This window comes from Actinomadura terrae (genome assembly GCF_022751215.1).
GTDB lineage: Bacteria > Actinomycetota > Actinomycetes > Streptosporangiales > Streptosporangiaceae > Spirillospora > Spirillospora terrae.
Genome location: NZ_JAICDG010000002.1, coordinates 2,137,805 through 2,162,430 on the forward strand (window position 1 = coordinate 2,137,805; position 24,626 = coordinate 2,162,430).

The 24,626-nt window shown below is 73.0% G+C and carries 22 protein-coding genes, 2 tRNA genes and 1 rRNA gene; 17 read left to right on the forward strand and 8 right to left on the reverse strand.

All coding sequences use genetic code 11. The features are described 5' to 3' along the window. From K2F47_RS19750 to K2F47_RS19780, 7 genes are all read left to right on the forward strand, one after another. Positions 1-876, forward strand: coding sequence for a TIGR03936 family radical SAM-associated protein (locus tag K2F47_RS19750; protein WP_242905827.1), 876 nt, complete (start codon positions 1-3; stop codon positions 874-876). Positions 877-1,082: 206 nt separating this feature from the next. Next, the gene (locus K2F47_RS19755) at positions 1,083-4,325 is read left to right on the forward strand and encodes an Rne/Rng family ribonuclease (protein ID WP_242905828.1); all 3,243 of its coding nucleotides are present in this window, start codon (positions 1,083-1,085) and stop codon (positions 4,323-4,325) included. A gap of 307 nt (positions 4,326-4,632) precedes the next feature. Then, positions 4,633-4,947: a 50S ribosomal protein L21 gene (gene rplU / locus K2F47_RS19760; RefSeq protein WP_214620644.1), complete on the forward strand. Its 315-nt coding sequence runs from the start codon at positions 4,633-4,635 to the stop codon at positions 4,945-4,947. A gap of 12 nt (positions 4,948-4,959) precedes the next feature. Beyond that, on the forward strand, positions 4,960-5,217 hold the full coding sequence (gene rpmA / locus K2F47_RS19765; protein WP_242905838.1) for a 50S ribosomal protein L27: 258 nt from the start codon (positions 4,960-4,962) through the stop codon (positions 5,215-5,217). A gap of 102 nt (positions 5,218-5,319) precedes the next feature. Then, positions 5,320-6,717, forward strand: coding sequence for a GTPase ObgE (gene obgE / locus K2F47_RS19770; RefSeq protein ID WP_242905840.1), 1,398 nt, complete (start codon positions 5,320-5,322; stop codon positions 6,715-6,717). 20 nt (positions 6,718-6,737) lie between these two features. Beyond that, complete coding sequence (gene proB / locus K2F47_RS19775) at positions 6,738-7,865, forward strand: glutamate 5-kinase (RefSeq protein WP_242905842.1); 1,128 nt, start codon at positions 6,738-6,740, stop codon at positions 7,863-7,865. Further along, positions 7,858-9,114, forward strand: coding sequence for a glutamate-5-semialdehyde dehydrogenase (locus K2F47_RS19780; RefSeq protein ID WP_242905849.1), 1,257 nt, complete (start codon positions 7,858-7,860; stop codon positions 9,112-9,114). The genes proB and K2F47_RS19780 overlap by 8 nt, the downstream gene beginning before the upstream one ends. A gap of 196 nt (positions 9,115-9,310) precedes the next feature. Here the strand turns inward: K2F47_RS19780 and K2F47_RS19785 are convergent, their stop codons facing one another. Continuing rightward, entirely contained in the window at positions 9,311-10,348 is a 1,038-nt protein-coding gene (locus K2F47_RS19785) for a M48 family metallopeptidase (RefSeq protein ID WP_242905850.1), read from the reverse strand. Between the two features lie 183 nt (positions 10,349-10,531). On the opposite strand from K2F47_RS19785, the gene K2F47_RS19790 reads away from it, so the two are divergent. The 5 genes from K2F47_RS19790 to K2F47_RS19810 all read left to right on the forward strand — a co-directional run bounded on the left by K2F47_RS19790 (position 10,532) and on the right by K2F47_RS19810 (position 13,875). Next, positions 10,532-11,821 (forward strand): phenylacetate--CoA ligase family protein, encoded by a 1,290-nt coding sequence (locus K2F47_RS19790; protein WP_242905851.1) that lies wholly within the window; start codon positions 10,532-10,534, stop codon positions 11,819-11,821. A gap of 60 nt (positions 11,822-11,881) precedes the next feature. Next, positions 11,882-12,484: a nicotinate-nucleotide adenylyltransferase gene (gene nadD / locus K2F47_RS19795; RefSeq protein WP_242905852.1), complete on the forward strand. Its 603-nt coding sequence runs from the start codon at positions 11,882-11,884 to the stop codon at positions 12,482-12,484. Positions 12,485-12,652: 168 nt separating this feature from the next. Then, a complete protein-coding gene (gene rsfS / locus K2F47_RS19800; RefSeq protein ID WP_242905853.1) occupies positions 12,653-13,066 on the forward strand; it encodes a ribosome silencing factor in 414 nt (137 codons plus the stop codon). Continuing rightward, on the forward strand, positions 13,059-13,721 hold the full coding sequence (locus K2F47_RS19805; RefSeq protein WP_242905854.1) for a histidine phosphatase family protein: 663 nt from the start codon (positions 13,059-13,061) through the stop codon (positions 13,719-13,721). Before rsfS ends, K2F47_RS19805 begins: the two co-directional genes overlap by 8 nt. 81 nt (positions 13,722-13,802) lie before the next feature. Further along, positions 13,803-13,875 (forward strand) — tRNA-Ala (locus K2F47_RS19810). A gap of 183 nt (positions 13,876-14,058) precedes the next feature. Here the strand turns inward: K2F47_RS19810 and K2F47_RS19815 are convergent. After that, a complete protein-coding gene (locus tag K2F47_RS19815) occupies positions 14,059-14,634 on the reverse strand; it encodes a peptidoglycan-binding domain-containing protein (protein WP_242905855.1) in 576 nt (191 codons plus the stop codon). Between the two features lie 210 nt (positions 14,635-14,844). Here K2F47_RS19815 and K2F47_RS19820 point away from each other — a divergent pair, with 210 nt between their 5' ends. From K2F47_RS19820 to K2F47_RS19830, 3 genes are all read left to right on the forward strand, one after another. After that, a complete protein-coding gene (locus tag K2F47_RS19820; protein WP_242905856.1) occupies positions 14,845-15,075 on the forward strand; it encodes a hypothetical protein in 231 nt (76 codons plus the stop codon). Positions 15,076-15,186: 111 nt separating this feature from the next. Beyond that, positions 15,187-15,570, forward strand: a complete 384-nt coding sequence (locus K2F47_RS19825; RefSeq protein WP_242905858.1) for a hypothetical protein — start codon at positions 15,187-15,189, stop codon at positions 15,568-15,570. 89 nt (positions 15,571-15,659) lie between these two features. Then, positions 15,660-15,732: transfer RNA gene (locus K2F47_RS19830), tRNA-Ala, on the forward strand. A 45-nt stretch (positions 15,733-15,777) separates the two neighbouring features. On the opposite strand, the gene K2F47_RS19835 is transcribed toward K2F47_RS19830, so the two are convergent. The 4 genes from K2F47_RS19835 to K2F47_RS19850 are packed head-to-tail and all read right to left on the reverse strand — an operon-like array spanning position 15,778 to position 18,371. Further along, a complete protein-coding gene (locus K2F47_RS19835) occupies positions 15,778-16,875 on the reverse strand; it encodes a baeRF2 domain-containing protein (RefSeq protein WP_242905860.1) in 1,098 nt (365 codons plus the stop codon). Positions 16,876-16,932: 57 nt separating this feature from the next. Next, positions 16,933-17,280, reverse strand: coding sequence for a VOC family protein (locus K2F47_RS19840; RefSeq protein ID WP_242905862.1), 348 nt, complete (start codon positions 17,278-17,280; stop codon positions 16,933-16,935). Next, positions 17,280-17,537 carry a DUF7218 family protein gene (locus K2F47_RS19845; RefSeq protein ID WP_242905864.1) on the reverse strand — a complete coding sequence of 86 codons (258 nt, stop codon included), beginning with the start codon at positions 17,535-17,537 and terminating at the stop codon, positions 17,280-17,282. Before K2F47_RS19845 ends, K2F47_RS19840 begins: the two co-directional genes overlap by 1 nt. A 9-nt stretch (positions 17,538-17,546) precedes the next feature. After that, positions 17,547-18,371 carry an MBL fold metallo-hydrolase gene (locus K2F47_RS19850; RefSeq protein WP_242905865.1) on the reverse strand — a complete coding sequence of 275 codons (825 nt, stop codon included), beginning with the start codon at positions 18,369-18,371 and terminating at the stop codon, positions 17,547-17,549. A 59-nt stretch (positions 18,372-18,430) separates the two neighbouring features. On the opposite strand from K2F47_RS19850, the gene K2F47_RS19855 reads away from it, so the two are divergent. After that, entirely contained in the window at positions 18,431-21,655 is a 3,225-nt protein-coding gene (locus tag K2F47_RS19855) for an AfsR/SARP family transcriptional regulator (protein WP_242905866.1), read from the forward strand. Between the two features lie 327 nt (positions 21,656-21,982). On the opposite strand, the gene K2F47_RS19860 is transcribed toward K2F47_RS19855, so the two are convergent. Together K2F47_RS19860 and K2F47_RS19865 are read right to left on the reverse strand one after the other, a co-directional pair. Then, entirely contained in the window at positions 21,983-22,801 is an 819-nt protein-coding gene (locus K2F47_RS19860) for an ABC transporter permease (RefSeq protein WP_242905867.1), read from the reverse strand. After that, on the reverse strand, positions 22,798-23,775 hold the full coding sequence (locus tag K2F47_RS19865; RefSeq protein WP_242905869.1) for an ATP-binding cassette domain-containing protein: 978 nt from the start codon (positions 23,773-23,775) through the stop codon (positions 22,798-22,800). The genes K2F47_RS19860 and K2F47_RS19865 overlap by 4 nt, the downstream gene beginning before the upstream one ends. 760 nt (positions 23,776-24,535) lie before the next feature. Here K2F47_RS19865 and K2F47_RS19870 point away from each other — a divergent pair. Continuing rightward, positions 24,536-24,626 (forward strand): 16S ribosomal RNA (locus K2F47_RS19870); the annotation flags it as partial.

The following is a 24,626-nucleotide window of genomic DNA, read 5'->3' on the forward strand; positions in this document are numbered from 1 at the left end:
ATGCCGGAGGGACCGGCCCCGGTCCCCGTGATCCAGCGCCTTCGGGTCCGCTACGCCAAGCGGGGCAGGCTGCGGTTCACGAGCCACCGCGACATCTCCCGGGCCGTGGAACGCGCCGTGCGGCGTGCCGGGATACCTGTCGCGTTCAGCGCCGGATTCACCCCCCACCCGAAGATCTCGTACGCGGGTGCGGCGGCGACGGGGGTGGCCAGCGAGGCCGAGTACCTTGAGATCGGGCTCACCGAGACCCGCGACCCTGCGCGGGTGCGGGACGAGCTCGACGCCGCACTGCCCGCCGGGCTCGACATCCTGGATGTCGTACCGGTCCGGGCGGGACGCGCCGGGGACGCGCCGGTCAAACCGGGCGCGTTCGCCGATCGGCTCCAGGCGTCCCGGTGGCGGATCCGGCTGGACGGGGTGTCGCACGACGACGCCGCCGCGGCCGTCGCCGCCTTCCTGGACGCCGGCGAGATCGAGGTGGAGCGCCTCACCAAGAAGGGGCGGCGCCGGTTCGACGTGCGCGCCGCCGTCCACGCGCTGGAGGCACAGTCCCCGGAGCTGGACCGGCGCGCCGCGGAGGCGGCGGATGCCCCTTGTGCGATACTTCGAATGGTTGTTCGGCATTCCACACCCGCCGTACGACCCGACGACATCCTCACCGGACTGCGCCAGGTCGCCGACCTCGCGCCGCCGTCACCGCCACTGGTGACCAGGCTGGCGCAGGGGCCCCTCGACGCGGCCACCGGTGGCCTCGCGGATCCCCTGGATCCCGACCGGGAGAACGGCCTGCCGTCCGGCGACGACGCCGAGACGGCGCGCGACCGCGCGCGGCCGCAGCCCGGGGACGCCGCGAGCGCGGATGCCGTCAGCGCCTGACCGTGGGACCGAAGCCGTGGCGACACGGAACCGGGCCGCAGGGGACGGTCGGCGCACCCCCGACGACTTCGTCGTCACCACCGGGCGACCGTCCGGCAGTGGCGACACCGACGACTGACGGAGCGCTCCCGCGCGGCGCACCGCCCCGATCCGCCCCCTGGCGGAACAGGCGGTCGCGCCCGGGAGCCTGACGGGAGATTGCCCGGATGCTAGACAACGAAGCCGATTCGGCGACCGATAACGAGACCACCGACACCACCGCGCCCAGCGTGACCACGCGTACCCGGCGGCGCGCGAGCCGTCCCGCGGGGCCCCCGCCGGACGTGGAGGACACGCCCGCGCAGGCCAAGACGGGGGAGCCCGCTCCCAGCGGCACCGGCTCCGCCCCGTCCGCCGACGCGGGGGGCGAGCCCGAGGCGGGACGGCAGGTGACGCGCGGGCGGCGCACCTCCGCGGCGCGGGCGAGCGCCGCCACCGCGACCGAGGCCACCGTGCCTGAGGCCGCCGCATCCGACGCCGCCGCATCCGACGCCGCCGCGCCCGAGGCCGCCGCGCCCGAGGCCTCCGCGCCCGAGCAGGGCGAGGAGGCGGCGCCGGTGAAGAAGACCACGCGGACGCGGACCCGCGCCAAGAGCGGCGCGGCCAAGGCCGAGGAGACCGGCAAGGGCGAGGAGACCGCCGAGCCGGTGCCGCTGACCGGGGCCGAGACGTCCCCGGCCGCCGAGACGCCGAAGGGCGAAGCGCCGGAGGCCCCGGCGGAGAAGGCTGAGAAGCCGGAGAAGACGTCCACCACCCGGACGCGGACGCGCCGCCGCACGAGCGCCGCCGCCCCGCCCGTCACCCCCGACGAGCCGGACGTGCCCGCCGCGCCGATCGTGCCGGAGGTCCCGGCCGTGCCGGGCACCGGCGGCGAGCCGGACGCGTCCCGGGTGTCGGAGACCGAGCCCGCGAGCGGCGTCGGCGTGCCCGGCGTGATGTTCCAGCCGCCGATGGTCGTGTTCCAGCCGCCGCAGCCGAAGGCCGAGACGCCCGTGCGGCCCAAGGACGAGCCGAAGGCCGAGGAGCCCGCGGCCGACCAGGCCGAGCCCGGGCCGGCCGGGCCCGACGACGAGGACGACGGCGAGGACCGCCCGTCCCGGCGCCGCCGCCGCAGGGGCGGCCGCGGCCGCGGCCGTGGCCGGGACGGCCTCGAGGACGACGCGCACGCCGACGACGGCGCCGAGGCCGAGGACGCGGGCGAACCCCGCGACTCCCGCGAGTCCAAGGACGCCAAGGACGGCAAGGACGCCAAGGACGAGCAGCCCGCCAAGGCACCGAAGACGACCAAGGCCGCGAAGGCCAAGGCCGCCAAGGAGGCCAAGGACGCGGCGAAGGAGGCCGCCAAGGCCGAGCAGGACGAGGCGGACGACGACGAGGGCGACGGCCAGGGCGCGACGAGCCGCCGGCGCCGCCGCCGCAGGCGCCGGTCCGGCGCCGACGGCGAGGCCGGGGTGCAGGACGACCCGCCGAACACCGTCGTGCACGTCCGCGACGCCCGCGCGGTCGAGGACGAGGTCCAGTCCGTCCGGGGCTCGACCCGGCTGGAGGCCAAGAAGCAGCGTCGCCGCGAGGGCCGCGAGCAGGGCCGCCGCCGCCCGCCGGTGATCACCGAGGCCGAGTTCCTGGCGCGCCGCGAGTCGGTCGAGCGGGTCATGGTGGTGCGGCAGGAGGGCGAGCGCACGCAGATCGCCGTCCTGGAGGACGACGTCCTCGTCGAGCACTACGTCAACCGCGCGACCCACCAGTCGTACGTGGGCAACGTCTACCTCGGCAAGGTCCAGAACGTGCTGCCGTCGATGGAGGCGGCGTTCGTCGACATCGGCAAGGGCCGCAACGCGGTCCTGTACGCGGGCGAGGTCAACTGGGACGTCGCCGGCCTGGAGGGCCAGCCGCGCCGCATCGAGTCCGCGCTGAAGTCGGGCCAGTCGGTGCTCGTGCAGGTCACCAAGGACCCGCTCGGCCACAAGGGCGCCCGGCTGACCAGCCAGGTCTCGCTGCCCGGCCGCTACCTGGTCTACGTCCCCGACGGTTCGATGACCGGCATCAGCCGCAAGCTCCCCGACAAGGAGCGCAGCCGCCTCAAGTCGATCCTGAAGAAGGTCATGCCGGAGAACGCGGGCGTGATCGTCCGCACGGCGGCCGAGGGCGCGACCGAGGAGGAGCTGGCCCGGGACGTCTCGCGCCTCGCCGCGCAGTGGGACAACATCCAGAAGAAGGTCAAGGGCGCGTCGGCGCCGTCGCTGCTGTACGGGGAGCCCGACCTCACGATCCGCGTCGTCCGCGACATCTTCAACGAGGACTTCACCAAGCTCGTGGTGTCCGGCGGCGACGCCTGGGACACGGTCTCGGACTACGTCCAGTACGTCGCGCCGCACCTCGCCGACCGGGTCGAGCGGTGGGACGGCGCGCAGGACGTCCTCGGCGCGTTCCGCGTGGACGAGCAGATCGCCAAGGCGCTGGACCGCAAGGTCTGGCTGCCCTCGGGCGGCTCGCTGGTGATCGACCGGACCGAGGCGATGACGGTCATCGACGTCAACACCGGCAAGTTCACCGGGCAGGGCGGCAACCTGGAGGAGACCGTCACCCGCAACAACCTGGAGGCGGCGGAGGAGATCGTCCGCCAGCTCCGGCTGCGCGATATCGGCGGCATCGTCGTGATCGACTTCATCGACATGGTGCTGGAGAACAACCGCGACCTGGTGCTGCGCCGGCTCGTGGAGTGCCTGTCGCGCGACCGCACCAAGCACCAGGTCGCCGAGGTCACCTCGCTCGGCCTGGTCCAGATGACCCGCAAGCGCGTCGGGCAGGGCCTGCTGGAGGCGTTCTCGGAGACCTGCGAGTCGTGCAACGGGCGCGGCATCCACGTCCACCTGTCGCCGGTCGAGCCGAAGCCCGACAAGGCGGCGGGCAAGGAGACCGGGCGTCGCCGCAAGCGCAAGGGCGAGGTCGAGCGGGCCGTCGAGGAGAAGCTCGCCAAGCACGACGCGAAGGCCGAGCCGAAGGCCGAGGACGAGCCGGAGCAGCGCGAGGAGCCGGAGGCGGCGCGTCCGGCGCGGGCGCGGGCGAAGAAGTCCGGCCCCGCCAAGCGGCCCGCCGGCCCGCCGCCCGACGTCGACGCCGAGGAGGCCCCGGCGCAGGCCGCCGTGGAGGCCGCCCAGGCTGCGGCGGAGGCGGCCGACGCCCCGCCCGGCACCCTGGACGCGGCGGAGCCGGTCACGGTCAACGGGGCGGCGCCCGCCGCCGAGTCGAACGGCGTGGACGCGAACGGCGCGGCCCCCGCGGCGTCCGCTTCCGCTTCGGACGAGGCCGCCGACGGCGCCGAGGAGGGCGCCGGCACACGGCGCCGCCGCACCCGCCGTCCCCGCGCCACCGCGCAGGCCGCCGCCGAGTCCGGGGACGCCGACGCCTGACCCCGGGAGCCCTGGCCGGACGCGTTCGCGTTCCGGTCAGGGCATCCGGTAGGCTTGTGGTTCGGCGCGCCGTGGGCGCGCCAGCCGACCATGCACCGCGAGCCCCCCTCCGGGGCACGTCCGGTGCGCCCCGCCGATCCGGTAGGGACGAGCGGGGACAAGCAGGGATGAGCAGAGAGCGCCAGGGGTCTCCTCTGGTGTGCCGCCTCCGGCACCGCTGCCGGGGGTAGGCCCCCATCCGGGGGCTGGTGAGCCACGCGCGGGACCGGTTCAGTCCGGAAGCGCGCGCAGACGAAGGGTTTCCGCGGTGTACGCGATTGTCCGCGCAGGCGGCAGGCAGGAGAGGGTCGCGGTCGACGACGTGCTGACCGTCGACAAGCTGGCCGGTGAGGTCGGCTCGACCGTCACGTTCCCGGCCGTGCTGGTCGTGGACGGCGACGACGTCGTCAGCGGCTCGGCCGACCTCGCGCGCTACGAGGTGACCGCCGAGATCCTCGGGGCCGTCAAGGGCCCGAAGATCAACATCATGCACTACCGGAACAAGACCGGGTACAAGCGGCGGATGGGTCACCGCCAGCCCTACACCGAGGTCAAGATCACCGGTATCAAGGCCGGGAAGTAAGGGAGCGGTCAGATGGCACACAAGAAGGGCGCGTCGTCCAGCCGTAACGGCCGCGACTCCAACGCCAAGCGCCTCGGCGTCAAGCGCTACGGCGGCCAGCTCGTCAACGCCGGCGAGATCATCGTCCGGCAGCGCGGCACCCACTTCCACCCCGGCCCCGGTGTCGGGCGCGGCGGCGACGACACGCTGTTCGCGCTGGTCGCGGGCGCGGTCGAGTTCCGCCGCTACCGCGGCCGCAACGCGGTCGCGATCGTGCCGCCGGCGGAGTAGTCCGCCTGCACGAGACGTTCACCGAAGGGGCGGGCCGGAGACGGTCCGCCCCTTCGCCTTTTCACCGACTGATCGAGTCGCCCTGCACCGAGGAGAGTCACCGTGGCCGCTGGAGCGGGATCGGGCGCGCAGTTCGTCGACCGGGTGGTGCTGCACGCCGCCGCCGGTAACGGCGGCAACGGCTGCGCGTCGGTCCACCGGGAGAAGTTCAAGCCGCTCGGCGGGCCGGACGGCGCGAACGGCGGGCGCGGCGGCGACGTGGTGCTGGTGGTCGACAAGAACGCGGCGAGCCTGCTGGAGTACCACCGGCGGCCGCACCGCAAGGCCGGCAACGGCAGGCCGGGGCAGGGCAGCCTGCGCACCGGCGCGGACGGCGCGGACGTGATCCTGCCCGTCCCCGACGGCACGGTCGTGAAGGCGGGCGACGAGGTCCTCGCCGACCTGGTCGGCGAGGGCACCCGGTACGTGGTGGCGCAGGGCGGGCGCGGCGGGCTCGGGAACGCGGCGCTCGCGACCGCCAAGCGCAAGGCGCCCGGGTTCGCGCTGCTCGGCGAGCCCGGCGACGAGCGCGACGTGGTGCTGGAGCTGAAGAGCGTCGCGGACGTGGCGCTCGTCGGCTTCCCGAGCGCGGGCAAGTCCTCGCTGATCGCGGCGCTGTCGGCGGCCAAGCCGAAGATCGCCGACTATCCGTTCACGACGCTGGTGCCGAACCTCGGCGTGGTGGGCGCGGGCGACACGACGTTCACGGTCGCCGACGTCCCGGGGCTGATCGAGGGCGCGAGCGAGGGCCGGGGCCTCGGCCTTGAGTTCCTGCGGCACATCGAGCGGTCCTCGACGCTCGCGCACGTCCTGGACTGCGCCACGATGGAGCCGGGCCGCGACCCCGTCAGCGACTTCGAGGTGATCGAGCGGGAGCTGCGGGCCTACGACCGGGTGCTCGGCGACCGCCCGCTGTCGGACCGGCCGCGTATCGTCGTGCTCAACAAGGTGGACGTGCCCGACGCCCGCGACCTCGCCGAGATGGTCCGCCCCGAGTTCGAGGCGCGCGGCCTCGCGGTGTTCGAGGTGTCGGCGGCCTCGCACGAGGGGCTGCGGGAGCTGTCGTTCGCGATGGCGGCGATGGTCGGCGAGTACCGCGCGTCGCTGCCCGCCGTCGAGCCCACCCGTACCGTGATCCGGCCCGAGCCGGTCGGCGGCGACGCCGGCTTCGAGGTCAGACCGATGGGCGAGAACACGTTCCTGATCACCGGGTCGAAGCCCGTCCGGTGGCTGCGGCAGACCGACTTCGCCAACGAGGAGGCCGTCGGCTACCTCGCCGACCGCCTCGCGCGGCTCGGCGTGGAGCAGGCGCTCGCCGAGGCGGGCGCCGCCCGGGGCGCCACGGTGATGATCGGCACGGCCGACGACTCGGTCGTCTTCGACTGGGAGCCCGAGATCGTCGCGGGCCAGGCCGCGCCGGCCCCCCGCGGCACCGACCGCCGCCTCGACGGATACCGCTAGCCCCCGGAGGAGATGGCTCGATGAGCGAGCGCGAGGCGATCGCGAAGGCCCGGCGGATCGTGGTGAAGGCGGGGTCCTCCTCGCTCACCACTCCGGAGGGGACGATCGACGCCGCGCGCATCGACGCGCTCGTCGACGTCCTCGCGGCGCGGCGCGGCGCGGGCACCGAGATCGTGTTCGTGTCGTCGGGGGCGATCGCGGCGGGGCTCGGGCCGCTCGGGCTCGTCCGCCGCCCGCCCGACCTCGCGACGCAGCAGGCGGCGGCGAGCGTCGGGCAGGGCCTGCTGTTCGCGCGCTACACCTCGGCGTTCACCCGGCACGGCGTGACGGTCGGGCAGGTGCTGCTGACCGCCGACGACATGATGCGCCGCTCCCACCACCGCAACGCGCAGCGGACGCTCGCGCAGCTGCTCGCGCTCGGCGTGCTGCCGATCGTGAACGAGAACGACACCGTCGCCACCGACGAGATCCGGTTCGGCGACAACGACCGGCTCGCCGCGCTCGTCGCGCACCTGACCCGCGCGGACGCGCTGATCCTGCTCTCCGACGTCGACGCCCTCTACACCGGCGACCCGCGCCGGCCGGGCGCGCGCCGCATCGCGGACGTGCGCGGCCCGGCCGACCTCGCGGGGGTCGAGCTGGGCGGCTCCGGGCGGGTCGGCACCGGCGGCATGGTCACGAAGGTGGAGGCGGCGCGGATCGCGGGCGTCCCGGTCGTGCTGACCAACGCCGCGTCCGCCGCGCAGGCCCTCGCGGGCGACCCCGCCGGCACCCTCTTCCACCCGGCGGACGGGCGGCGCCGCTCCACCCGGCACCTCTGGCTCGCCCACGCCACCACCGGCGCCGGTCGCGTCATGCTGGACGCGGGCGCCGTCGACGCCGTCGTACGGCGCCGCAAGTCGCTGCTGCCCGCGGGCGTCACCGGCGTCGAGGGCGACTTCGCGGCCGGCGACCCGGTCGACCTGTGCGACCCGGCGGGCCGCGTCGTCGCGCGCGGGCTCGTGAACTACGACGCGGCCGAGGTCCCGGAGCTGATGGGCCGCTCCACCCGCTGGCTGGCCCGCGAGCTCGGGCCCGAGTACGAGCGCGAGATAATCCACCGCGACGACCTGGTCGTGCTGGCCGACGAAGGAGGACGTGATGAGTGAGCGCGAGGAGTTCCTGCGGGTGGCCCGGCGCGCCGGGGACGCCGCGTCCGAGCTGGCCCCGCTGCCGCGCGCGGCCAAGGACGCGGCGCTGCACGCGATCGCCGACGCGCTGGTCGAGGCCGCACCGGAGATCGTCAAGGCGAACGGGGCCGATGTCGCGCGGGCGCGCGAGGCCGGCACGTCCGAGTACATGATCGACCGGCTGAGCCTGACCGTCGAGCGGATCGCGGCGATCGCCGCGGCCGCCCGCAAGGTCGCGGCGCTGCCCGACCCGGTGGGGGAGTCGGTGCGCGGCGGCGTGCTGCCGAACGGGCTGGAGCTGCGGCAGGTGCGGGTGCCGCTCGGCGTGGTCGGGATCATCTACGAGGGCCGCCCGAACGTGACCGTGGACGCGGCGGCGTTGTGCCTGAAGAGCGGCAACGCGGCGCTGCTGCGCGGCTCGTCCTCGGCCTACGACTCCAACACGGCGCTGGTCGGCGTCATGCAGGCCGCGCTGGAGGGCACCGACGTCCCGGCGGACGCGGTGCAGCTCGTCCCGGGCACCTCCCGCGAGTCGGTGAAGCACCTGATGCGGGCGCGCGGCCTCGTGGACGTGCTGATCCCACGCGGCGGCGCCTCGCTGATCAACTCGGTGGTCGAGGAGTCCACGGTCCCGGTGATCGAGACCGGCGTCGGGAACTGCGCGGTGTACGTGGACGCGTCCGCCGACATCGCCATGGCAGTGGACATCCTGTTGAACGCCAAGACGCAGCGCCCGTCGGTGTGCAACGCGGCCGAGACGTTCCTGGTGCACGCCGACATCGCGGACGCGTTCGTCCCGCGCGCGCTTGAGGCGCTCCGGAAGGCCGGCGTCACCGTCCACGGCGACGAGCGCGTCCGCTCCTACGGCGACGACGTCGTGCCCGCCACCGAGGACGACTGGTACGCCGAGTACCTCTCGCTGGACATCGCCGCACGCGTCGTCGACTCCCTCGACGACGCCGTCGCCCACATCCGCGCCTACGGTTCGGGCCACACCGAGGCGATCGTCACGACGTCCCAGCCCGCCGCGAAGCGGTTCGTCGCCCGGGTGGACTCGGCGGCCGTGATCGTGAACGCCTCGACCCGCTTCACCGACGGCGAGGAGTTCGGCTTCGGCGCCGAGATCGGCATCTCGACGCAGAAGCTCCACGCGCGCGGCCCGATGGGCCTGCCGGAGCTGACCTCGACCAAGTACGTGGTCACCGGCGAGGGCCACCTACGAGGCTGAGTTCATGAAGTCCCGGCCCACGTCCCTTGGCGGGCGCGGAATCGCTTCGCGATCTTCCCGGTGAGGCCTCGCCTCCGGCGTCGCCCCACCGCTCAGCTACGTGCCCGCGTGAGCGCTGAGGCCGCTCTGAGGGCTCGGGGCACGGAAAAGGGCCGCCGCGTCCGTGTCGCGGCGGCCCCGCTGTGGGGTTCCGGGCTCAGTTGGAGCTGTCGGTCGGCCCGGGGTCGCGGCGGGTGAAGCGGTCGAACAGGCCGCCCGCGGCGCCCGCCGCCGCGTCCGCCATGTCGCGGACCTTGCCGACGAACGGGTCGGCGGTGCGCTCCCACGACTCGCGGTAGGACTTGGCGGCGTTGCGGACCTCCTCGGAGACCGAGGCGCCGTCGTCGTCCTCGCGGCGCGGGTAGTCGCCCGCCATGATCCGCTCGTACTCGCCCTCGCGCGCCCACCGGTCGATCTCGGCGAACCGGATCACCGCGTAGGGGTGCGACTGCGGCAGCAGGTTCAGGAACTTCAGCAGCCCGTCCCGGACGTCGCCGGCCGCGTCGTACTCGCGGGCCTGCTCCAGGAACGCCTCGCTGCTCATCTCCGTCAGCCGGGTACCGCCGGCGAGCTTCATCATCGTGCGCTTGGCGGCGTCGAGGTCCTGCCCGGCCAGCAGCCCCGCCCGGTCGGAGGACAGCTCGGCCTTGCGGAACCACTCCCGCAGTCCGATGATGATCGCCGCGATGCCGATGTTCCCGAGCGGCAGCCAGGCCAGCCGGGAGCCGAGTTGCAGCAGGATCTGCATCATCGTCTGGTACACCGCGTGCCCGGACAGGATGTGCCCGACCTCGTGGCCGATGACGAAGCGCAGCTCCTCGTCGTCCAGCAGGTCGATCAGGCCGGTGTTGAGCACGATGAACGGGTGGTCGGAGCCGATCGCCATCGCGTTCGGCGTCGGGTCCTGCCGGACGTACAGGTCGGGAATCTCCTGGAGATCCAGGATGTAGGCGGCGTCGCGCACCATGTCGTGGATGTTGCGGAACTGGTCCTCGCCCACCCGGACCGTTCCGCCGAGGAACATCAGGCGCAGCGCCCGCTCGTTCACCAGCCCGGACAGCTTGCGCAGGACGACGTCGAACCCCGACAGGGAGCGCAGCGCGACCAGCGCCGACCGGTCCGCCGGGTGTTCGTAGGCCCGGGAGCTGATCCCGGGGAATCGGGTCCGGGCCCGGTCTGGCGCGTTCTCCGTCATGCGTGGTCTCCTGAGGCGTGTAGTGCCCCGCCTTCTGGCGGGCGGAAGGCGGCGTCGAGCCGTCGCGGGCTGGGACGAACGGACGTGGACGACGCCAGGTCTGGCATGGTAGTTCCGACGAACCACCATGCCGCAGGGTTCCCCGGCGCGGCATGACGTCCGGCTCCGGCCCCGGGAGGCCCGATGTTCGATCCGCAGGCCGAGACGATGTCCGTCGACGAGCGTGCTGCGCTCCAGCGCGACCGGCTGCGGGGGCTGGTCGACCGGCTGCTCGCGGCCGATGGGGTGCAGGGGCGGCGGCTACGGGACGCGGGCGTCACCGGCGGCTCCGACGTCGCCCTCGCCGACCTGGCAGAACTCCCGTTCACCACCAAGCAGGATCTCTGGGACCACTACCCGTTCGGGATGCTCGCGGTCCCGCGCGAGCGGGTCGCCGCCGTGCACGGGTCCAGCGGGACGCGCGGCCGCCCCACCCTCGTCGCCTACACCAAGGCCGACCTCGACCTGTGGGCCGCGATGTGCGCGCGCTCGCTCGCGTGCGCGGGCGCCGCGCCGGGCAGCATCGTCCACAACGCCTACGGCTACGGGCTGTTCACCGGCGGCATCGGCGTCCACCAGGGCGCGGTGGCGCTCGGCGCGACCGTGGTGCCGATGTCGGGCGGGATGACCGCCCGGCAGGTGCGGATGCTCGCCGACCTGCGTCCCGACATCCTGACCTGCACGCCCGCGTACGCGCTGCGGCTCGGCGAGGCCGCCGCCGAGGCCGGGGTGGAGCCGGCCTCGCTGCGGGCGGGCCTGTTCGGCGCCGAGCCGTGGTCGGAGGGGATGCGCGGCGCCATCGAACGCGTCCTGCCGATCAAGGCCCTGGACATCTACGGCCTCTCGGAGGTCATCGGCCCCGGCGTCGCCACCGAGTGCCTCGAACAGGACGGCCTGCACGTCAACGAGGACCACTTCATCGTCGAGGCCGTCGACCCCTCCTCCGGCGACCCCGTCGCCGACGGCACGCCCGGCGAGCTGGTGTTCACCACCCCGACCAAGCAGGCGTTCCCCCTCGTGCGCTACCGGACCGGCGACATCGCCTCCCTCGACCGCCGCCCCTGCCCCTGCGGCCGCACGCTCGTCCGAATGAGCAAGGTCGTCGGGCGCGCCGACGACATGATCGTCGTCCGGGGCGTCAACGTGTACCCGAGCGAGGTCGAGCGCGCCCTGCTCGCGACCGGGCTCGTCACGCCGCACTACCAGCTCGTCGTGGACCGGCGCGGGCCCGCCGTCCGGCTCCTGGTCGCCTGCGAGGCGCTCGCGGACGACGACCCGCGCGAAGAGCTCGCCCGCGCCCTGCACGAGGCCCTCGGCTTCACCGCCGAGGTCTTCCCGCTCCCCGGCGGGACCGTTCCGAGGGTCGAGGTCGGCAAGGCCGTCCGCGTCGTGACCTGGGACGAGGGCGCCCCACCGCTCCCCGGTCTGAGCTGAGCCCGGGCCCCGAGGGGGCGGACGTTCCGGGCATCGCGCCCGCTGGCTATTCTCGTCGGCATGACGCAAAAGCGGCGGCTGGGGATCATGGGCGGCACCTTCGACCCGATCCACCACGGCCACCTCGTGGCCGCGAGCGAGGTGGCCCACTACTACTCGCTCGACGAGGTCGTGTTCGTGCCCACCGGCCTGTCGTCCCACAAGCAGACGAGCAAGATCGCCGCCGCCGAGGACCGCTACCTCATGACCGTGATCGCCACCGCGTCCAACCCCCGCTTCTCCGTCAGCCGCATCGACATCGACCGGCCCGGCCCCACCTACACCGTCGACACCCTGCGCGACATGCGCGAACTCCAGGGCCCCGAGACCGAGCTGTTCTTCATCACCGGCGCGGACGCCCTGGAGAAGATGCTCACCTGGCACGACACGGCCGAACTGGTCGAACTCGCCCACTTCGTCGGCGTCACCCGCCCCGGCCACCGCCTCGCCGATCCCGGCCTGCCCAACGGCCGCGTCTCGCTGATGGAGGTCCCGGCCCTGTCGATCTCCTCCACCGAGTGCCGCGACCGCGTCGGCTCCGGCGAACCGATCTGGTACCTCGTCCCGGACGGGATCGTCCAGTACATCAACAAACGCGGCCTCTACCGCGCCCCGGCCGCCTGAGCGGGAACGATCTGGCCCTCCGGCCACATACCCTGGGGAGGGAAAGGGTCACCGGGCGACCCCGGCCGAAGGTAAAGGGATGCCAATGGAAATGCACAGGCCGGTGGCGGTCTCCCATGAGAAGGTGGACCCGGAGATGACCCCTACAGGGAGGATCGCGAGCGCATCGTGACCGCATCGGACAGGGCGGCGACGCTGGTCCGCATCGCCGCCGAGGCGGCGGGCGACAAGCTGGCCGACGACATTCTTGCCTACGACGTGAGCGAGCAGCTCGTCATCACCGACGCGTTCCTGCTCTGCTCCGCGCCCAACGACCGCCAGGTTCGCGCCATCGTCGACGAGATCGAGAAGCGGCTGCGCGAGGAGGCGGGCGCCAAACCCGTCCGCCGCGAGGGCGAGCGCGAGGGCCGCTGGGTGCTGCTGGACTACGCCGACATCATCGTCCACATCCAGCACGAGGAAGACCGCCTGTTCTACGCCCTCGAACGCCTCTGGAAGGACTGCCCGATCATCGGGCTCCCCGAGAGCGTCACGGCCCACCAGGCGCAGCGTGCCCGCACCGTCGGGAGCGCGAGTGAGTGACGCCCGCCCCGCCCGCGAACCGGGCGAGCGGCGGCTGGTGCTCTGGCGGCACGGCCGGACGGCCTGGAACCTGGAGAACCGCTTCCAGGGCAAGACCGACATCCCGCTCGACGACACCGGCGTGCGGCAGGCCCACCGCGCCGCGCGGCTCCTCGCCGGCCTCCAGCCCACCCACCTGCTCGCCTCCCCCCTCCGCCGCGCCGCCGACACCGCCGAGGCGCTCGCCGCCGTCACCGGGCTCCCCGTCCGCACCGACGCCGACCTCACCGAACGCGACGGCGGCGCCTGGGAAGGCCTCACCTCCCGGGAGATCCGCGAACGCTACCCCGAGGAGCACAAGGCCTGGCAGCCGCCCGGCGGCGAGACCAGCGCGCAGGTCGCCAAACGCGTCGCCGCCGCCCTGGAACGCGCCGCCGACGCACTGCCCCCCACCGGCCGGCTCGTCGTCGCCTCCCACGGCGCCGCGCTCCGGCTCGGCATGTCCGCGCTCCTCGGCCTCCCCGAGGACGTCTGGAAGCACATCGGCGGCCTGTCCAACTGCTGCTGGTCCGTCCTCACCGAACTCCGCGACGGGGGCTGGCGCCTCGCCGAGCACAACGCCGGAACCCTCCCCGAACCCGTCCTCGGCGACGACCGCACCGACAACGGCGCCTGACCCCCCAAACGATTCGAGACCAGCCCCCACCGTCCTATACACTGGCGACGCGCCACCGGATGAACGTCCACGTGGCCGCGCGGGGCTATGGCGCAGTTGGTAGCGCGCCTCCATGGCATGGAGGAGGTCTGGGGTTCGAATCCCCATAGCTCCACGAGTCGGGCCTTGGTGCTCGCCGAGCTTTGCTCGGCGAGCACCAAGGCCCGCAGTGTTTTCCCGGGGGGACGACCCCCCGGACCCCCCGATGTGGGGGGCTCCGCCCCCCACACCCCCCGTCGCGCGCTGCGCGCTCTTTTTTGGGGCTCCGCCCCTTGCCCCCGGCGGCTGGGGTTGGTGGTTATCTGGTTGGGGTGTGCTTGGTTTCGGCGCCTTCTGCGAAGGCGGCCCGGAAGGTGCGGGGGCCGAAGATGCCGTCGGCGCCGATTCCCTTGCGCTTCTGGAATGCGGTGACGGCCTTCACGGTGTCGGGGCCGTACAGGCCGTCGGGCTTCAGGGCGGGGGCCTGAAGCTTCTTCATCGCGTACTGGATGCCCTTCACCTGGTTCTTGCGGGTGTCGTTCCTGCCCGTGTTTCCGAGCCGGTTGCGGAGGGCGCCCCAGGTCTCGACGTCGATCCTGCCGGTGGTCGGCAGGTCGGAGGCGCCCTGGAAGCGCTTGACCGGCTGGACCAAGTCCTGCGTGAACACGTCGCCGGCGTCGCAGTGGTTGTAGTAGCCGAGCTGCGTCAGGAAGCAGCGGACGGACGTGACGCGGTAGTCGCGGTCGCCCACTTCCAGTTCGACCCACTGCTGCGACTCGATGGCGCGGACGATCGCGGGGCTGGTGCCCGCGCCGTCGGCGTGGGCGGTGGCCGTATAGGTGGTGGCGGTGAGGGCGAGGGCCGTGGCCGTCAGGCCCAGCGTCGTTCGTCGCATGGATTTCATGTGGAACCCCCGAGTTCCGTTGGCTGATCCTGCTATGGAGTGAGATGCCGGGTGATGGTTAATGGTTCTCAGGATCGCCGGGAATTGTTCGGCGTTAAAGGTTCGCGTGGTTTCTGGCTCTTGGGTGGGCCGGGGCGGGCGAGTAGAGATCGTTCTGGTGAACGGTTCGAACAGTCGGGCCGGGATGGTTTCATGCGTGGTATGGGAAGACATCGCAGAGGTGCGACGCGCGAGGTCACCGTGGCGGACCTCATCGACGAGCTGCGCCGGTTCGACCCCGGGATGGAGGTGCGGCTCGCGATCCAGCCGAGGATGCCCCAGGAGCACGCGGTCGGGGCGGTGGCGGAGGCGGACGGGATGGTCTGGATCGGCGAGGCCGGGCAGCGCGGCTACGCGCCCGACGAGGTCGGCGAGCAGCTCGGCTGGCTCTGACGCAAAGCCTTCGCCATGGCGGCGGCTACCTTTCGCCGTGTCGGGCTTCGCAATCTTGATCATGCGGAACAGCCACGGAAGTGGCGATGTGATCGAGATGAGGACGACCCAATGAGAAAACGGATCACCGGCAGGCGGCTCGTTCCGGTGGCGCTCGCCGCCGCATCCGTCCTGGCCATGGCGGCGCCCGCGACCGCGGCGCCGCCGGACCCGCTCGATCAGGGCGAGGTGAGCCGCGATGACTGTCTGCGGGCGCTGAAGGTGCTGTCGATCCTGCACCTGCTCCCGGACGACAAACCGGGGCTCGGCGACGCCCTGTGCGACGACAGGAAGCCGAAGGGCGCCGGCAAGGAGGCCGACGCCGACGCCGAGAAGGGCTCCGAGCAGGAGGCCCAGGGGGCGGCGCGGGACGGGCAGCAGCAGCTCTTCGGTATCCCGGAACTGCCCAAAAGCCTCACGATCCGCATCCCGGGCCTCGCCCGCCAGCAGCACTGACGCGCGCTTGGGCCGCGGAGGGCATGCCCTCCGCGGCCCAAGCCGCTCCCAACGTGCACTAAGCTCATCCTCGGCCGGTTCGCCGGCGCGGGGCTATGGCGCAGTTGGTAGCGCGCCTCCATGGCATGGAGGAGGTCTGGGGTTCGAATCCCCATAGCTCCACTCGTACGGGTGGTGCGGTTGACCGCACCACCTTTTTTGTTGTCCCTACGCCGTGAAGCGCAGGACGGCGCCCACGTGCAGGCCGGGGTTGCCTTCCGCGGGCAGGACGACCAGGTCCCCGTCCGTGGCCGCCACCGCCCGGACCAGGGCGGCGTCCGCGCGGTCCTCGCGGGGGGCGTCCACGCCGAACTCCTCGCGGAGCTCCTCGGGGGACGCGGCGACCTGGGCTGGGTCGGGACCCACCCACAGCCGGGCGGGGGAGTCGGGGTCGTCGTCCAGCAGCAGGGTCTCGACCTGGCCGTTGCGGACGGCCTCGACCGTCGCGGGGAGCCCGGCGACGGCGCGCTGGCCGTTGGCGAGTTCGCGGTCGAAGCGCTCGGCGACGGCCATCACGCGCTCGGTGCTCTTCAGCCGCAGGACGCGGTCGAGCTCCGCGCCGAGGTCGGGGTCGTTCATGTCGATGTTGCGGTCGGACTCGACGGTGTGCGCCAGCACGTTGTCGGAGACCTCCTCCAGGACGGCGGTCCGGGCGCGGGTGTCACCGGCGATCACGATGGCCTCGGCGCCGCAGCGTTCGGCGGCGCGGTCGATCTCGTGCGCGACCTTCTTGGCGTTGGCCTTCCAGACGTTCTCCGAGGAGCGCTGGAACCGGGACTGGTTCCAGTCGCCCGCCTTGGTCTTGCGGATCGGGTAGTCCTCGTCCCCGCGCACGTCGATGTGGCGGTGCTTGCCGGAGGCGGTCACGCAGTCGATGGCGCCGCCCCGGCGGTCCACGACGGCGACCAGGTGCGAGAACCGCTCGCCGCGTTCGGCGAGGTAGGGCAGGACGTGGGGGAGCGGGGCGACGCGGGCCTGGGGGGCGCGGGGGGCGGTGGGGAGCCGCTCGGTGTGCAGCACCTCGCCGTCCGCCGCGAAGATCACCAGGCCCTCGGACCTGCGGAGGCCCATCTCCTCGTCGATGGCCTGTTCGACGGCGCGGAGCGTCCCCTTCGGGGCGTGCTGGGCCTCCAGGTCCGCGCGCAGCGCCCGCCACCGGAGTTCGGCGGCCTTGGACGCGTCCTCGGTGGTCCGGGTGAGGTCGGCGTAGACCGACGCGTAGGGGCCCGGGCGTTGGTACAGCGTTTTGAGGAATGCCAGATCCATGGAATGGCCCTACCCGCCCCGGCTGGGGCAAACGTAAACAATCGGGGCGGGTGGGGCTCACGCCGGGGGACGGATCAGGCAGAACTCGTTGTCCTCCGGGTCGGTGAGGACCGTGGTCGTCCAGCCATCGTCGTCGAACGGGCCGCGGACCACCCGGGCGCCGAGCGCGGTGACGCGGGCCAGCTCGGCGTCCATGTCGGTGATCCGCAGATCCGGGTGCATCCGGTTCTTGGTGGCCTTGTGCTCGGGGACGCCTTGCAGGAGCAGTGTCGGCCGCCTGCCGTCCGGGTCCGTGAGGCGGACGTAGGGCGGGTCGTAGGGGCCGCGCTCGTAGCCGAGGGCGGCCGCCCAGAACTCCGCCAGCGCGTCGGGGTGGAGGCAGTCCAGGACGAAGACCAGCTCCATCAGTGGTTGCGCAGGGCGTCGATCAGTTCCGACTTGTTCATGGACGAGCGGCCCTCGACACCGATCTCGCGGGCGCGCTTCAGGAGGTCCTCCTTCGTCCAGTCGTCGTAGGCCGGGCTCTTGCCGCCCTTGCGTCCGACCTTGCGCTTCCCCTGGCCCGCCGACGCGTTCGCGATCCGCGCGGCCTTCTCCTTGCTCTCGCCCTGGTCCCGGAGCTTCTGGTACATCTTCTCGTTCTTGATCTGTGCTCTAGGCATACAGAACCCCTACCCGTTGTGCGCGGCCCACACTTGTGGGACGGGGACGAACGGCTCGGGAAGATGGGGCGCGGCGAGCACGCCGCCGCGTTCGCGGACGCGCGCCAGGATCGCCGTCCTCGTGGTGGCGGCCCTCGCGGAGTCCTCGTCGTAGAGGTAGGTGACCGAGGGGTCGGCGAGCTGGACGGGGTGCAGGACGACGTCGCCCGCCACCAGCAGATCCATGTCTCCGACGACGACCGACTGGTGGCCGGGCGTGTGGCCCGGGGTCGGGACTATGGCCGTGTTCGGCGCGAGGGTTCGCTCGCCGGTGACCGTGTCCAGGAGTGGGGTCAGGGGGCCCACGACCTCGTCCAGGACGGGGCCGCCGTTGCCCTTCAGCCAGTCCAGTTCGTCCGTCTGGACGAGGTGGCGCGCGTTGGGGAACACCGGCTCGCCGTTCAGGACCGCGCCGCTCGCGTGGTCGCTGTGCAGGTGGGTGAGGACGACGACGTCGACCTCCTCCGGGGTGAGGCCGATTCCGGCCATCGCCCCGAGCAGGCCGCCGGGCACCGGCGTCCAGAACGCGGCGGGGGAGTCCTCCGCGCCGATCCCCGTGTCGACCAGGATCGTCGGCCCCTGCGGCTGACGCAGCACGAAGCAGTGGAAATGCAGGACCCACTCGCCCTGGGGGCCGAACGCCTCCGGAACCTCGCGGCGGAGCCGGTCCCAATGCGGGTCGGCCCCCGGGAACGTCTCCGGCAGGGGACGGCGCAGGGATTCGCCCATCGGCCCGATCGCGTCGCACAGCGCGACGACCTCGATCCCTGACACGATCGCGGATTGCTGGTGCATGTCCTCAGGATCCCAGGCGAGGGCGTCATCGGGGACAATGGCATCCGGAGAGGGGAAACGTGCGCATCTGCATCCTGGGCCCGCTCGACGTGCGGGACGAGGCGGGCCGTCCCGTCGAGGTCGGCGGCCCGCGGCTGCGCGCGCTCCTGGTCCGGCTGGCCGCCGAGGGCGGCCGTCCCGTGTCGGCCGGGCGGCTCCTGGACGACCTGTGGGACGACCCGCCCGGCGGCAACGCGCTCCAGGCCCTCGTCTCGCGGCTGCGCGCGGTCGCGGGCCGCGACCTGGTCGGGCACGGGCCCGGCGGCTACCGGCTCGCCATCGACCCGGGCGAGGTGGACGCGTTCGCGTTCGAGCGGGCCGTCGCGTCCGCCCGCGCCGAGCCCGACCCGGCCCGCCGCGCCGACGCGCTGCGCCGCGCCCTGGACCTGTGGCGCGGGCCCGCGCTCGCCGACGTCGCCGACGCCGATTACGCGCTCGCCGCGATCGCGCGGCTCGGGGAGCTGCGGCTCGCCGCCTACGAGGACCTAGCGGACGCCGAACTCGCCGCCGGGCGGCCCGCGCCGTCCGCCGCCGAGCTCGAACCGCTCGCCGCCGCGCACCCGCTGCGGGAACGGCTGCGCGGCCACTACATGCGCGCCCTGTACGCGGCGGGACGCCAGGCCGACGCCCTGGAGGTCTACGAGGAGACCCGCCGGGCGCTCGCCGACCGGCTCGGCGTCGACCCGTCCGACGAGCTGGCCGCCGTCCACCTGGCGATCCTGCGCCGCGCCGACGACCTCGGCGGCGGCCCGTCCGCCGAGCTCCCCGCCGCCGAGCCCCCGCCGGCGCGACGGGCGCGCACCAACCTGCCCGCGCCGCTCACCAGCTTCGTCGGACGCGAGGAGGAGGCGCGCCGCGTCGGTAAGCTGCTGCGCGAGAGCCGCCTGGTCACCCTCACCGGCTCCGGCGGGGCGGGCAAGACGCGGCTCGCCGGGGAGAGCGCCGCCGCGTTCCTCGACGAGATGCCCGACGGCGTCTGGTTCGTGCCGCTCGCCCCGGTCAGCGACCCCGGCGACGTGGTCCAGGCCGTGCTGTCCGCGCTCGGCGTCCCCGAGACGCTGCGTCCCGCCGAGCGCACCGCCGCGCGCCCGCTGGACCGGCTGGCCGACTTCCTCGCCACCAAACAGATGATCATCGTGTTGGACAACTGCGAGCATCTGGTGGAGGCCGCCGCCGGGCTCGTCGACCGCGTCCTCGGGCTGGCCGCCGGGGTCCGCGTCCTCGCCACCAGCCGCGAGCCGCTCGGCATCACCGGCGAGTCGCTGTGCCCGGTGCCCTCCCTGCCGCTGCCGCGCGAGGACGAGACCGACCCCGGCGAGGCGATGCGCCATGGAGCGGTCCGGCTGTTCGCCGACCGCGCCGCCGCCGTCCGCCCCGGCTTCGCCGTGGACGCCGAGACCGTCGCCGACGTCGTCGCGATCTGCCGCGCCCTCGACGGCATCCCGCTCGCGATCGAACTCGCCGCCGCCCGGCTGCGCTCCCTCACCCCCGGCCAGGTCGCCGCCCGGCTCGGCGACCGGTTCCGGCTGCTCGGCGCGGGCTCCCGCGCCGCCCTGCCCCGGCACCGCACGCTGCGCGCCGTCGTCGACTGGAGCTGGGACCTCCTCGACGACGTCGAGCGCGCCGTCCTGCGCAGGCTCTCGGTGTTCGCCGGCGGCGCGACACCGGCCGCCGCCGTCCGCGTCTGCGGGCTCCCCGCGCCGGACGCGCCCGACCCCGGCGACGTCATCGACGTGATCGCCGCGCTGGTCGACAAGTCCCTCGTGATGGCCGAGGGCGACCCGGACGTCCGCTACCGGCTGCTGGAGACCGTCCGCGTCTACGCCGGGGAACGGCTGGAGCAGGCGGGCGAGGCCCGCCGCGTCCGCGACGAGCACGCCGCGTACTGCATTTGGCTGGCCGAGCGCGCCGAACCCGAGATGCGCGGCCCCGACCAGCTCCTGTGGGCCGACCGGCTCGGCGCCGAGCGCGGCAACTTCGCCGCCGCGTTCCGCCACATCGGCGACACCGGCGCCGCCGTGAGCGGGCTGCGGCTCGTCGCCGGGCTGGTGTGGTACTGGCTCATCCGCGACCTGGAGGTCGAGGCCAGCGGGTTCGCCGAGATGGCCCGCCGGCTGGCCGGCGACACCCCGCCGCCCGGCCTGCGCGAGGAGTACGCGATCTGCATCGCCTCCGCCGACCTCGTCGCCGAGATGACCTCCGACCGCGGTCCGACGGCGGAGTCCCTGCGCACGACGTTCGAGCACGCGCTGTCGTTCGTGCCCGAGGTGCCCCGCCACCCCGTGCTCGTCCTCATCCGCGCCGGCAGCCACCTGTTCGCGGGCGACCTGGAGAGCACCCGCCGCGCGGTGGAGTCCTTCTCGGAGCACGACGACCCGTGGGTGCGCGCCGCCGTCCGCGTCCTGCTCGGACACCTCGCGATGAACAGCGGCCGAGTCGAGGACGCCGCGCACGTCACCGCCGAGGGCCACGCGATGTTCGAGGAGATCGGCGACCGCTTCGGCCTCATCCTCGGCCTCGGCGGGCTCGCCCAGGTCGCCTTCGCGCGCGGCGACGCCGCCGAGGCCGTCCGCCTCGGCGAGGAGGCCTACGGGTACGCGACGATGGGCGTCAGCCCCGACCAGGGCTCGGCGATGCTCATCGAACTCGCCCGCGCCCGCGTCCACCTCGGCGACCTCGAACAGGCACGCCGGGACATCGAGAAGGCCGCGTCCGTCGCGGCGCGCATCGGCGAGTTCAACGACGCCTCGGCCGCCCTCCTGCTGCAATCGGAGCTGTGCCTGCGGGAGGGCGACCTGGCGGGCGCCCGCGCCCACGCCGAACGCGCCCACGCCTGGACGGAGCCCCGCCGCCACCGCCCCGACTTCACCCAGGTCTGCCGCCGCACCTACAGCCGCCTCGGCGTCCTCGCCGAACTGGACGGCGACCTGCCCGCCGCCGCCCGCTGGCACGCCCGCGCCTTCGAGCGCATCGAGGAGGACACCTTCGCCGGCAACCCCCTCATCGCCATGCTGGTCGAGGGCCTCGCCGCCTACGCCACGGCCCGGGGCGAGCACACCCGCGCCGCCGAACTCCTCGGCACCGCCCACCACCTGCGCGGCTTCCGCGACCGCTCCTCCTACGACGGCACCCGCACGGCCGCCGCCGCCGGACTCGCCCTGGGCGCGGACGCCTTCACCGCCGCCTACGAGCGGGGCCGCGCCGTAACACGAGGCCAGGTCATCGCCGCCGCAGTGTCTATTTAAGTCTCGGCCCAAGGGGGCTTGCCTGGCGGCAGTGTTTAGTGCAATCTCGGCCCAGCGTGCTCGCCTGGCGGCTCGCACGCTGACCGATCCTGTGCGGGCGCGGATCGCTTCGCGATCTTCGCGGTGGGGCCTCGCCTCCGGCTTCGGCCCCACCGCTCAGCTACGCGCCCGCGTGACGGCTGAGGTCGCTGCGGGGCGCAGGCGACGTGTGCCGAACGCGCGATGCCGACCCGGGCTCGGCCTCGGGTCGGCATCGCGCGTCTCGTCCAGGAGGGTCGTCTCGCTCACTCCTTGAGCGACAGGCTCACGGCTCTGCGGGCGGACGGCTCACGCCTTGCGCGCATACATCCGCATCGCCAGCGGGAATGTGACCACGACGATCCCTGCCGCCCATGCCAGCGTGTACCAGGCGTGGTTCCCGATCGGGCCGCCGACCGTGAGCGCTCGCACCGAGTCCGCGAGGTGCGTGACGGGGTTGATGTCCGTCCACTTCTGCAACCATCCCGGCATCGTGGACGTGTCCGACACCAGCACACTGCTCCCGAACGTCAGCGGCATCACCCAGAGGAACGCGAGCCCCTGCACGGTCTGCGGCGACGGCGCGAGCAGGCCGACCAGCACCGACACCCAGCTCACCGACAGATAGAACACGTACGCCAGCGCGAACGCCGCCAGCACCGACAGCGGGTCGGTGTGGAACCGGAACCCCAGCAGCGAACCGAACGACATCAGGATCGTCATGACGGTGATGAACCGGACCGTGTCGCCGAGGACCGTCCCGATCAACGGCGCCGACCGCGCGATCGGCAGGCTACGGAACCGGTCGAACACGCCCTTGTGAATGTCCTCGTTCAGCGCCGTCCCGAGCCCCATCGTCGCGAACATTGCCATCTGCGCGACCAGACCCGGCAGCAACTGCTGGAGGTAGGCGTGGGTGCTCCCCGCCACCGCCCCACCGAACACATACAGGAACAGCAGCAGGAAGATGATCGGCATCAGCGTCGTGTCCAGCAGCTTCTCCGGCGAGTGCTTCAGCTGCGAGATGTTGCGCCACGCGAGCGTCAACCCGTGGCGCAGCGTCCGGCGCGGGCTGATGCGCGCGGGCGGCTCGTCGATCGGACGCACTCCTGCGATCGTCGCGGTCATGCCACGCTCCCCTCGGTGACGAGATCGTTCTGCTGCTCTTCGGCCGGGTGCCCGGTCAGGGTGAGGAAGACCTCGTCCAGGCTCGGCATCCGCACCGCCAGCTCCGCCGCCACGATGGACGCCTCGTCCAGCCGCCGGACCAGCGCCGACACCACTCCGGGATCCGCGATGCCCACCGTCACCAGGCCCGTCGTCTCCTGCACGTCCGGGCGCTCCCCGGTCACCTCGCCGACGATCGTGGTCAGCTGCGCCACCCGGTACCGCTCCTTCGCGCGGACGCTGAGCGTCAGCCTTCCGACCTGCGACTTCAGATCGTCGGACGTCCCCTCCGCGATCACCCGGCCGTGGTCGAACACCACGATCCGGTCGGCGAGCGCGTCGGCCTCCTCCAGGTACTGCGTCGTGAGCAGGACCGTCCCGCCCTCCGCCGCGACCTCGCGGACCGTGTCCCACACCTCGTTGCGCGCCCGCGGGTCGAGCCCGGTCGTCGGCTCGTCCAGGTAGATGACCTCCGGGTGGTTGATCAGGCTCGCCGCCAGGTCCAGCCGCCGCCGCATCCCGCCCGAGTACGTCTTCACCGCGCGCGACCCGGCGTCGGTGAGCCGGAACCGGTCAAGCAGCTGCCGCGCCCGCGCTTTCGCCTCCGCCCGGCCGAAGTCGAGCAGCCGCGCGATCATCACGAGGTTCTCCATGCCGGTCAGCTCCTCGTCGACCGACGCGTACTGCCCGGTGAGCCCGATCAGGGCGCGCACCCGCACCGCGTCCTTGCGGACGTCGTAGCCGCAGATCTCGGCCCGTCCGCTGTCCGGCTTGAGGAGCGTCGCCAGGATCCGGACGGCGGTGGTCTTCCCCGCGCCGTTCGGCCCCAGCACCCCCAGCACCGTGCCCCGCTTCACCTCGAGGTCCACGCCGTCCAGGGCCTGTGTGCTCCCGAACCGCTTTCGCAGGCCCTCGGCCTGGATCACGTGGTTCATGTCGTCCTTCCGACGTTCTTCGTTCGTGCCGGACACCACGGTCGGGGACGTCGCTGACACGCACCGCACATCCGCCCACGTCCGCTGACGCCGCACTGACGCGGACCTGACAGCGGAACACTGAAGGCACCGTGACCAGGGGGTTTCCGGGAGTGAACGAAGACCTGGACGCGCTGATTTGACGGACCGTCCAGGGCTGCCTAATGTTCTTCCTGCCCCAAGGGGATGCGGGACGCCGGGAAGGCGGACGGCCCCAGGGGATCCACCGGAGAAAACGGTTCGAAGCTCGCTTCGCACCGAGGTACTCTGGAGTGGACAGCCCGGACGGGACGCAGGACGCCGCAAGGTGGCCGGCCTCGGGAACTCCTCGAAGATCACTCACAGCCGACTCCCGTCGGTTGCGATGACACGCGGGGGCGGGCGACGAACCCAAGATCGACTCTACGGAGTGGGTTGACAGGCTCGAAGATTCCGGTAAGTTAGAAGGGTTGCCCCGGAGCGGGGCTCGCGGAAGCGGGTTCGGCGCGGTGGGTGTCCGTTTCTTGAGAACTCAACAGCGTGTTAAAAGCCAGTGCCTTTATCGGCCCGGCCGTGATGCGGTCGGGTCGCCCCGTGGCTCTGAACTCCTTTTTCGGAGGGTGGTTGAGGGCTGGGGATTTCTTTGAGGCAATATGCCGACCCTTTTGTGGGTTGGTGTTTGCTGGGATTTTCTTCTGAGGTTTGGCTGTCTGGGGTTCGCCCCCTGGGTGGTCGTGTGGCCTTGATGGAGAGTTTGATCCTGGCTCAGGACGAACGCTGGCGGCGTGCTTAACACATGCAAGTCGAGCGGAAAGGCCCCTTCGGGGGTACTC